Origin of the sequence: Geodermatophilus chilensis (assembly GCF_002802985.1) — a bacterium.
Lineage (GTDB): Bacteria > Actinomycetota > Actinomycetes > Mycobacteriales > Geodermatophilaceae > Geodermatophilus > Geodermatophilus chilensis.
This window is the reverse complement of record NZ_NVPT01000041.1, coordinates 24,862-33,868: the sequence shown is the minus strand read 5'-3', so window position 1 is coordinate 33,868 and position 9,007 is coordinate 24,862. Positions and strand designations below refer to the sequence as shown.

At 74.1% G+C, this 9,007-nt stretch carries 11 protein-coding genes; 10 read left to right on the top strand and 1 reads right to left on the bottom strand.

What is annotated here, in order from left to right; translation table 11 throughout:
• The 9 genes from CNO22_RS09235 to CNO22_RS28230 form a co-directional block, all read left to right on the top strand.
• Window positions 1-622 (top strand): fasciclin domain-containing protein (locus CNO22_RS09235; protein WP_232806912.1); only part of this gene is annotated, 622 nt, incomplete at its 5' end.
• Between the two features lie 70 nt (window positions 623-692).
• A complete protein-coding gene (pyrE, locus tag CNO22_RS09230; RefSeq protein WP_232806911.1) occupies window positions 693-1,295 on the top strand; it encodes an orotate phosphoribosyltransferase in 603 nt (200 codons plus the stop codon).
• A gap of 103 nt (window positions 1,296-1,398) precedes the next feature.
• Window positions 1,399-2,799 (top strand): FAD-binding oxidoreductase, encoded by a 1,401-nt coding sequence (locus CNO22_RS09225; RefSeq protein ID WP_100499085.1) that lies wholly within the window; start codon window positions 1,399-1,401, stop codon window positions 2,797-2,799.
• Between the two features lie 4 nt (window positions 2,800-2,803).
• On the top strand, window positions 2,804-4,156 hold the full coding sequence (locus CNO22_RS09220; RefSeq protein WP_100499082.1) for an FAD-dependent oxidoreductase: 1,353 nt from the start codon (window positions 2,804-2,806) through the stop codon (window positions 4,154-4,156).
• 64 nt (window positions 4,157-4,220) lie between these two features.
• A complete protein-coding gene (locus tag CNO22_RS09215; protein WP_232806910.1) occupies window positions 4,221-4,577 on the top strand; it encodes a pentapeptide repeat-containing protein in 357 nt (118 codons plus the stop codon).
• Entirely contained in the window at window positions 4,541-5,575 is a 1,035-nt protein-coding gene (fbaA, locus tag CNO22_RS09210) for a class II fructose-bisphosphate aldolase (protein ID WP_100499081.1), read from the top strand. Before CNO22_RS09215 ends, fbaA begins: the two co-directional genes overlap by 37 nt.
• Window positions 5,575-5,997, top strand: coding sequence for a DUF3151 domain-containing protein (locus tag CNO22_RS09205; protein WP_100499080.1), 423 nt, complete (start codon window positions 5,575-5,577; stop codon window positions 5,995-5,997). Before fbaA ends, CNO22_RS09205 begins: the two co-directional genes overlap by 1 nt.
• A gap of 115 nt (window positions 5,998-6,112) precedes the next feature.
• Window positions 6,113-6,700, top strand: a complete 588-nt coding sequence (locus CNO22_RS09200; RefSeq protein ID WP_100499079.1) for a hypothetical protein — start codon at window positions 6,113-6,115, stop codon at window positions 6,698-6,700.
• 105 nt (window positions 6,701-6,805) lie between these two features.
• Window positions 6,806-6,949 (top strand): GPGG-motif small membrane protein, encoded by a 144-nt coding sequence (locus CNO22_RS28230; protein WP_198588202.1) that lies wholly within the window; start codon window positions 6,806-6,808, stop codon window positions 6,947-6,949.
• 12 nt (window positions 6,950-6,961) lie between these two features.
• Here the strand turns inward: CNO22_RS28230 and CNO22_RS09195 are convergent, their stop codons facing one another.
• A complete protein-coding gene (locus tag CNO22_RS09195; RefSeq protein ID WP_100499078.1) occupies window positions 6,962-7,579 on the bottom strand; it encodes a hypothetical protein in 618 nt (205 codons plus the stop codon).
• Window positions 7,580-7,644: 65 nt separating this feature from the next.
• Between CNO22_RS09195 and CNO22_RS09190 the strand changes: the two genes are divergently transcribed.
• Window positions 7,645-8,934: an adenylosuccinate synthase gene (locus CNO22_RS09190; protein WP_100499077.1), complete on the top strand. Its 1,290-nt coding sequence runs from the start codon at window positions 7,645-7,647 to the stop codon at window positions 8,932-8,934.
• The last annotated feature ends 73 nt before the right edge of the window (window positions 8,935-9,007 follow it).

Sequence of the window (9,007 nt, the reverse complement as noted above, 5' to 3'; positions counted from 1 at the left end):
AGGCAGAGTCGGAGGCGTCAGAGAGGTAGGAGAGACAGAGGCAGGGGCGGTGGGGCGGCGGCGCGGCGCGCAGCTGGCTGCGCAGCTGCGCGTTGAACAGTTCGGCGACCCCGGTGACCTACGCGGAAGGGGTAGCCGGCAGCGTCGGATGTGTATAAGGGACAGGGGCGCCGGCAGCCCGGCCGCCCTCGCCGCCGCTCCGGCCGCGACGGCGATGTTGACCATCCCGGGGCTGACCAACACGATGGTCTCCGTGCACGCGGCCGCGCTCGCCGCGTCCCTCGACGTCACGCCGGACCTCACCGTGCTGGCCCCGGTCAACGAGGCGTTCACCGCCGTCCCGCCCGCCACGCTCGACCCGTTGCTGGCCGACACCCCGCGGCTCACCGCGCTGCTCACCCACCACGTCATCGCCGGCCGCCTGGCGCCCGGCGAGCTGGCCGGCACGCACACCACCCTCGACGGCGGCCAGGTCACCATCGAGGGTGCCGGCGAGGTCTTCACGATCAGCGCCGACCAGACCCTGCTCGGCGCCGCCGACGCGACGGTCATCTGCGGCAACCTCCCGACGCTCAACGCGACGGTCTACGTCGTCGACCAGGTGCTCACCCCACCCGCCTAGAGGCCCGCTCTCGGGGCCCGCCCCGAGCCTGCGAGGGTGGGGAGGAGCGGGTCCTTCTAGGGTTGGCGGCATGGAAAAGGACCCCCTCCCTCCCCACCCCTCGTCCCTCGGGGCGGGCCCCGTGGAGGGGGCCGCCCTGCCCGACCGTGACCGGCTGCTCGAGCTCGTCGTGGACCTCGCCGTCGTCCACGGGCGGGTGACGCTGTCCTCGGGCCAGGAGGCCGACTGGTACATCGACATGCGCCGGCTGACGCTGCACCACGAGGGCGCCCCGCTGGTGGGCCGGGTCATGCGCCAGCTCACCGGCGACCTGCGCTACGACGTCGTCGGCGGGCTCACCCTGGGGGCGGACCCGGTGGCGACGGCGATGCTGCACGCCGCGGCCGCCGGGGAGGGCTTCCTCGACGCGTGCGTCGTCCGCAAGACCGGCAAGGCGCACGGGCTGCAGCGGCGGATCGAGGGTCCGGACGTCGCCGGCCGCGCCGTCCTGGTGGTCGAGGACGTCTCCACCACCGGCTCCAGCCCGCTGACCGCCGTCGAGGCGCTGCGCGAGGCCGGCGCCGAGCCGATCGCCGTGGCGGTCGTCGTGGACCGCGGCGGGCGGGCCGCGGTGGAGGCGGCAGGGCTGGAGTACCGCGCCGCGTTCACCCTCGCCGACCTCGGCCTGGAATGAGAGAGGACCCCCCTGCCCCCGTCGCTCGCAGGCTCGCGACGGGACCCTGCAGGGGGGCCGGCGGGGTCCGGGACGGGGTCGACCAAGGTCGTACGGTGTGGCGGTGACCACCGTGACGACGGCGTGGGTGGCCGAACTGGCCGACGCACTGGGCTCAGACAGCGTCCTGACCGACCCCGACGTCACGGCGTCCTACGCCCGGGACCAGGCGGTGCTCGCCGAGGCGGGGACGCCGGCCGCCGTGGTCCTGCCGCGCAGCACCGCCGAGGTGGTCGCGGTCCTGCAGATCGCCTCGCGCCACGGGGTCCCCGTGGTACCGCGCGGTGCCGGCTCCGGGCTGGTGGGCGCCAGCAACGCCGTCGACGGCGGGATCACGATGGTGATGACCCGCATGGACGCCGTCCTCGAGGTCTCCGCGGCCGACCGGCTGGCCGTCGTCCAGCCCGGCGTGGTGAACAAGCAGCTGCGCGACGCCGTGGGCGCGGCCGGGCTGTTCTACCCGCCCGACCCGGCCAGCTACGACTGGTGCACCCTCGGTGGCAACCTGGCGATGAACTCCGGCGGCCTGTGCTGCGTCAAGTACGGCGTCACCACCGACTACGTGCTGGGCCTCGAGGTGGTGCTGGCCGACGGCCGGGTGCTGCGCACCGGACGGCGCACGGTCAAGGGCGTCGCCGGCTACGACCTCACCCGGCTGTTCGTCGGCTCGGAGGGCACCCTCGGCGTCATCACCGAGGCCACCCTGGCGCTGCGCCCCGCGCCGGCCGCCGACCCGGTCACCCTGGTGGCCACCTTCGCCACCAGCGCGCAGACCGGTCAGGTCGTCGAGTCGGTGGTCACCAGCGGCGTGGTGCCCAGCATGCTCGAGGTGATGGACCGCACCTGCATCCGTGCGGTCGACGACATGCTCCGCGCCGACCTGGACCGCGACGCCCAGGCGCTGCTGGTGGCCCGCTCGGACGCCGGGGGAGCGGCCGCCCTCGACGAGATCGCCGAGCTGACCCGGCTGTGCGAGGCCGTCGGCGCGGACCTCGTGCACTCCACCGCCGACCCGGCCGAGGGCGACCTGCTGCTCGCGGCCCGCCGGGCGGCGCTGCCGGCGCTGGAGCGGCTGGGCGACGTGCTGCTCGACGACGTCGCCGTCCCCCGCTCGCGGGTGGCCACCTTCATCGACGGCTGCGACGCGATCTCCGCGCAGTACGACCTGGTCATCGGAGTCATGGGGCACGCCGGCGACGGCAACATGCACCCCACCATCGTGTTCGACGCCTCCGACGAGGAGCAGCGGGCACGGGCGGTGGCCGCCTTCGACGCGATCCTCGAGCTGGGGCTCTCGCTCGGCGGCACCATCACCGGCGAGCACGGGGTGGGCACGCTCAAGGCCGACTGGCTCGAGCGCGAGATCGGCCCGGTGTCGGTCGACGTGCACCGCTCGATCAAGGCCGCGCTCGACCCGGCCGGCCTGCTCAACCCCGGCAAGGTGGTCCGGCGGGTGACAACCTGACCCCATGAGCGCAGAGCGTCTGCTCGTCGTCGGAGGCGACGCCGCCGGCATGTCCGCGGCCGCGGCGGCCCGGCGGCTGCGTGATGCCTCCGACCTCGCCATCACCGTCCTCGAGCAGGGCCCGGAGGTCTCGTACTCCGCCTGCGGCATCCCCTACTGGGTGGGCGACGTCGTCGGGGACCGGGACCGGCTGATCGCCCGCACGCCGCAGGAGTTCGCCGCCCGCGACATCGAGGTCCGCACCGGCACCCGCGCCGAGGAGCTCGACCTCGACGCCGGCACGGTGCGCACCGGCGGCGGGGAGACGCTCGGCTTCGACCGGATGGTCGTCGCCACCGGCGGGCGGCCGCTGCGCCCGGACGTCCCTGGCCTGGACGCGCCCGGCGTCCACGGCGTGCACCGCCTGGCCGACGGCGCCGACATCCGGGCCGCCGTCGCCGCCGGCGCCCGCCGGGCGGTCGTGCTGGGCGGGGGCTACATCGGCCTGGAGATGGCCGAGGCGCTGCAGGCCCGGGGGCTCGAGGTGACCGTGGTGCTCGCCGACGACCTGCCGATGTCGCTGCTCGACGCGGACATGGGGGAGCGGATCTGCAAGGCGATGGGCGACATGGGCATCGAGGTGCAGCCCGGGCAGCCGGTGCGCGCCATCGAGACCGGTGCGGACGGCGCAGCGCGCGCGGTCACCACCGACGCCGGCAGCTACCCCTGCGACCTCGTCGTCCTCGGGCTGGGCATGGGCCCGGAGGTGGAGCTGGCCCGCGCCGCCGGCCTGCGGATCGGCGAGACCGGGGCGATCGAGGTCGACCGCACCCAGCGCAGCCGCTCGCACGAGCATGTCTACGCCGCCGGCGACTGCAGCCAGACCTTCCACCGGCTGACCGGCGAGGCGGTGCACGTCGCGCTGGGGACCCACGCCAACAAGCAGGGGCGGGTGGCCGGCTCGGTGATCGGCGGACAGGCCGCCCGCTTCGCCGGCGTCCTGGGCACGGCCCTCACCAAGGTGGGCGACCTGGAGATCGGGCGCACCGGGCTGTGCAGCGGGCAGGCGGCGGCCGCCGGGTACGACATCCGCACCGAGACGATCGAGGGGACGACGAGGGCCGGCTACTTCCCGGGCGCCGAGCCGATCACGGTCAAGCTGGTCAGCGACAGCGGCTCCGGGCAGCTGCTCGGCGGGCAGGTCGTCGGCGGGCCCGGCGCCGGCAAGCGGATCGACGTCCTGGCGACCGCGATCTGGGCCGGGCTGACCGCCGAGGAGCTGGCCGGCTCGGACCTCTCCTACGCCCCGCCGTTCTCCCCGGTGTACGACCCGGTGGTGGTCGCCGCGCGGGTGGCCAGCCGGGTGGAGCAGGGGTGATGCAGAGGCGCAGGAGGCGGGTAGACCTGGCGCGGGGCCCGGAGGGTCCCCGGCGGGGACACGGGTGGGGCTCCGCGCGCGCGACTGGTCCTTCGTCGTCCTCCGGCGCGCGGACCTGTCGCGGGCGGCGCTCACCGGCACGCGGATGCGCGAGGCCGACCTCACCGGTGCCGACCTGCGCGGCAGCGACCCGACCGCGCTGGACCCGCGGGAGGTCGAGCTGACCGGTGCACAGGTCGACGGCGGGCAGGCGGTGGCGCTCGTGACCGCCCTCGGCCTGCTGGTCGCACCGGGGACGGCCGGTAGCGGGGTGTCGCGCCCGTCGGGCCGGGCGCGATACTGGCCGCCGGACCAGCGCCGCCACCGACGCAAGGAGTGCCCCGCATGCCCATCGCGACCCCCGAGGTCTACGCCGACATGATCAGCCGGGCCAAGGAGGGCGGCTTCGCCTACCCGGCGATCAACTGCACCTCGTCGGAGACGGTCAACGCCGCGCTGCGCGGCTTCGCCGACGCCGGCAGCGACGGGATCATCCAGTTCTCCACCGGCGGTGCCGAGTTCGGCTCGGGCACCCGCGTGAAGGACATGGTCACCGGCGCGGTGGCGCTGGCCGAGTTCGCCCACGTGGTCGCCGAGAAGTACCCGGTCAACGTCGCGCTGCACACCGACCACTGCCCGAAGGACAAGCTCGACGCCTACGTGCGCCCGCTGATCGCCCTGTCGAAGGACCGGGTGGACGCCGGCCAGGCGCCGCTGTTCCAGTCGCACATGTGGGACGGCTCGGCCATCGAGCTCACCGAGAACCTCGACATCGCCGAGGAGCTCATGGAGAAGGCCGCCGCGGCCAAGATCGTGCTCGAGCTGGAGATCGGCATCGTCGGCGGCGAGGAGGACGGTGTCGTCGCCGAGATCAACGAGAAGCTCTACACCGCCGACGGCGACTTCCTGCGCACCGCGCAGAAGCTCGGGCTCGGCGAGCGCGGCGTCTACCTGCTCGCCGCGACCTTCGGCAACGTGCACGGCGTCTACAAGCCCGGCAACGTGAGGCTGCGGCCCGACGTGCTCCAGCGCGGGCAGGCGATCGTGGCCAAGGAGTTCAACCTCGGGGACGGCGCCAAGCCGTTCAACCTGGTGTTCCACGGCGGCTCGGGCTCGGCGCAGGAGGAGATCCGCGAGGCCCTCTCCTACGGCGTCGTGAAGATGAACGTCGACACCGACACCCAGTACGCCTTCACCCGGCCGATCGCCGGGCACATGTTCACCAACTACGACGGCGTCCTGAAGGTCGACGGCGAGGTCGGCAACAAGAAGACCTACGACCCGCGCACCTACATGAAGCTCGCCGAGACGAACATGGCCGCGCGCGTCGTCGAGGCGTGCGAGGACCTGCTGTCGGCCGGCCAGTCGCAGAGCGCCTGATGGGTCACCCGCACCACAACCTCCTCGGCGAGCCGCCGGCCACGCTGCTGCCCGGCAACCCGGAGGCCGACGCCGAGCTCGCGGCCGGGAACCCGCCGGCCGAGGTCGCCGCGCACCACCCGACGGTGAGCGCGGCTTGGGCGGCGCTGGCCGAGGGGGCCATCGACCGGCCGGAGCGCGTGCTCACCGACGTCATCGCGGCCTACGCCTACGCCCGCACCGGCTACCACCGGGGCCTCGACGCGCTGCGCCGCAACGGCTGGAAGGGCTACGGCCCGGTGCCGTGGTCGCACGAGCCCAACCGCGGCTTCCTGCGCTGCGTGATGGTGCTGGCCCGCGCCGCGGAGGCCATCGGCGAGACCGACGAGCAGGAGCGCTGCACCCAGCTGCTGCGCGACTGCGACCCGACGCTGGCGCCCTAGACAGCCCATTGCGGGCGTTTCTCGCGGACTGCTGGCGCTGCAGCGCCCGCGATCCGCGGGGAACGCCCGCACTGCGTTGCCGGGTGCTGTGAGCACCGACCTGCACACTCCTCCCATGGACCACTCGCCGGGCGCCGTCACCCGTCGCCTGCGTCCGCTGCTGCTCGCCGTCCACGAGGCGCTGTCGGCCGGCGTCGCGGTCAGCGCGGCAATCCACGCCCGGCACGGCTGGAACCCCACCGCCGACCGGCACCTGGACCACCAGCTGGTCCGCCGCGAGGCGATGGAGCGGCTGCGGCCCTGGGGAGCCGGGCCGGACGAGCTCTCGAATCCGCTGCAGGCCCGCCAGCTGGAGTTCCTCGACACCAGCACCGACAACCTGGGCCTGCCGATGAGCGGGCTGATCCTCCGCACGCCCACGGACGTGCTGCGGGTCTGGCGCTCCGACGATGGCGAGCTGCCCGCCGCGGCCACCGACGGCCTGCGTGCCTTCTACCGCCAGGACCCGAGCCGCCAGCTGCAGCTCGCCCTGGACCCCGAGGGGCCGCGCGCCGCCCCGGGGCACCTGGCGCTGCTGTGGGCCGACTCCGGCGCCGTCCTCACCCGTTTCGACCTGGTCCGCCCGTGCGGCCACGTGGGCCGGCGGGTGCAGGTGGACTGGCACGTCGGCCTGCGCGAGCGGCTGGGCCGGCCGGCCGCCTGACGTCACCCTCCGTGATACGACGACGGAGAACACGTGTGAACGCCGGAGATCGGTTACTGTCCGTCCCCAGCGTCCAGCCCGGACGCCTGTTCCCGGAGGTTCCGCATGGCCACGCTTCTCTGGATCCTCGCAGTCGTCCTCGTCGTTGCCGGCATCGTGGCGATCGTCCGCAGGCAGATGCTGTGGGGGATCGTGCTGATCATCGTCGGCCTGCTCGTGGGGCCCGGCGGGGTGAGCGTCTTCACCTGATCCGCCCCGCGGTCAAGGCTGCAGCCGCCAGCGCACCCGGTCGTCGCTGTACCAGGTCCATCGGGTCACGGGCCGGGGGTGGGGGACGCCGTCCCGGACGACCCGGGCCGGGTCGCTGGCGATCTGCACCGCCCGTCCGCTGGTTCGGCGGCCGGGCCGCAGCGGCAGCGTCATGACGGTCACGTCGAGGGTGTCCACGGCCCGCCAGTCGGGCCGGACGTCGATGCGGGTGATCTGCCCGTCGGCGACCTTGACCGCGTCGTGATGCGCCTGCGCGCCCAGCCGCCGAGCCAGCGGACGGCGCCGGTCGTCCCCGGCCGCCTCCAGCCGGCCGTGGTGCAGCAGCACGCCGCCGTGGTCGTCGCGCACCAGGCCCAGCTCCCGCTCGCCGCCCGTGCCGATGCCGAGCGCGCGGGCCAGGGCGGCCGAGTCACGGTCGTCGGCGGGCTCCCAGGAGACCGGGACGGCGGCGGTCCGCCCGGCCTTCCACAGCGCGGTGAGGACCGCACCGAGCGCCGGCACCGGCCCCCTCACGAGCACGGCGCCGGCCCCGGCCGCGGGTGCGACGTCCTCGCGCGCCGGCGCGGAACCCGGCGGGAGACCGCGCAGGTCGAACTCGACGAGGGGCATGCCGATACCCTGCCACCTGCCAGCCGGTCGACCGCCGGTGACGAGTCCGAGGGGGACGACAGCGAATGCCGGCAGTCGTGCTGATCGGCGCCCAGTGGGGCGACGAGGGCAAGGGCAAGGCCACCGACCTGCTCGGGGGGCGCGTGCCGTACGTCGTCCGCTACCAGGGCGGCAACAACGCCGGGCACACGGTGATCACGCCGGACGGCGAGAAGTACGCGCTGCACCTGATCCCGTCGGGGATCCTGACGCCCGGGTGCACCCCGGTCATCGGCAACGGCGTCGTCATCGACCCCGAGGTGCTCATCGGCGAGCTCGCCGGCCTCGAGGAGCGCGGCGTCGACACCTCGCGGCTGGTCATCTCGGCCGACGCGCACCTGATCATGCCGCATCACCGGGCGCTGGATAAGGTCACCGAGCGGTTCCTCGGCAAGCGCCGGATCGGCACCACCGGCCGCGGCATCGGCCCGGCCTACGGCGACAAGGTGGCCCGCACCGGCATCCGCGTGCAGGACCTGCTCGACCTGTCGATCCTCCGGCAGAAGCTCGAGGGGACGCTGCAGGAGAAGAACCAGGTCCTGGTCAAGGTCTACAACCGCAAGGCCATCGACGTCCACGAGGTCGTCGAGGAGTACGCCGGCTACGCCGAGCAGCTGCGGCACCGGATCGCCGACACCCGGCTGCTCCTGGCCAACGCCCTCGACGCCGGCGAGTGGGTGCTGCTGGAGGGCTCGCAGGGCACCCTGCTCGACGTCGACCACGGCACGTACCCGTTCGTCACGTCGTCCTCCCCGACCGCCGGTGGCGCGGCGGTGGGCTCGGGCATCGGCCCCACCCGGATCGACCGGGTGGTCGGCATCCTCAAGGCCTACACGACCCGCGTCGGCTCCGGCCCGTTCCCGACCGAGCTGCACGACCAGTGGGGCGAGTACCTGCGCAAGCAGGGCGGTGAGGTCGGCGTGACCACCGGCCGCGACCGCCGCTGCGGCTGGTTCGACGCCGTCGTCGCCCGCTACGCCAGCCGGGTCAACGGCATCACCGACTACTTCCTCACCAAGCTCGACGTGCTCTCCGGGCTGGAGACGGTGCCGATCTGCGTGGCCTACGACGTGGACGGCGTCCGCCACGACGAGATGCCGATGACGCAGACCGAGTTCCACCACGCGACACCGGTCTACGAGGAGATGCCGGGCTGGTTCGAGGACATCCGCGGCTGCCGCAGGTTCGAGGACCTGCCGGCGAACGCGCAGGCGTACGTGCGCCGGCTCGAGGAGCTCTCCCGGGCCCGGATCAGCGTGATCGGCGTCGGCCCGGGCCGCGACGAGAACGTCGTCCTCCACGACCTGCTGAGCTAGGCACCGTGTCCCGCGGTGCGGGGGCCGGAGGCCTCCCGCCGCGGGACACGGATGGGCTCAGCGCAGGTCGGGG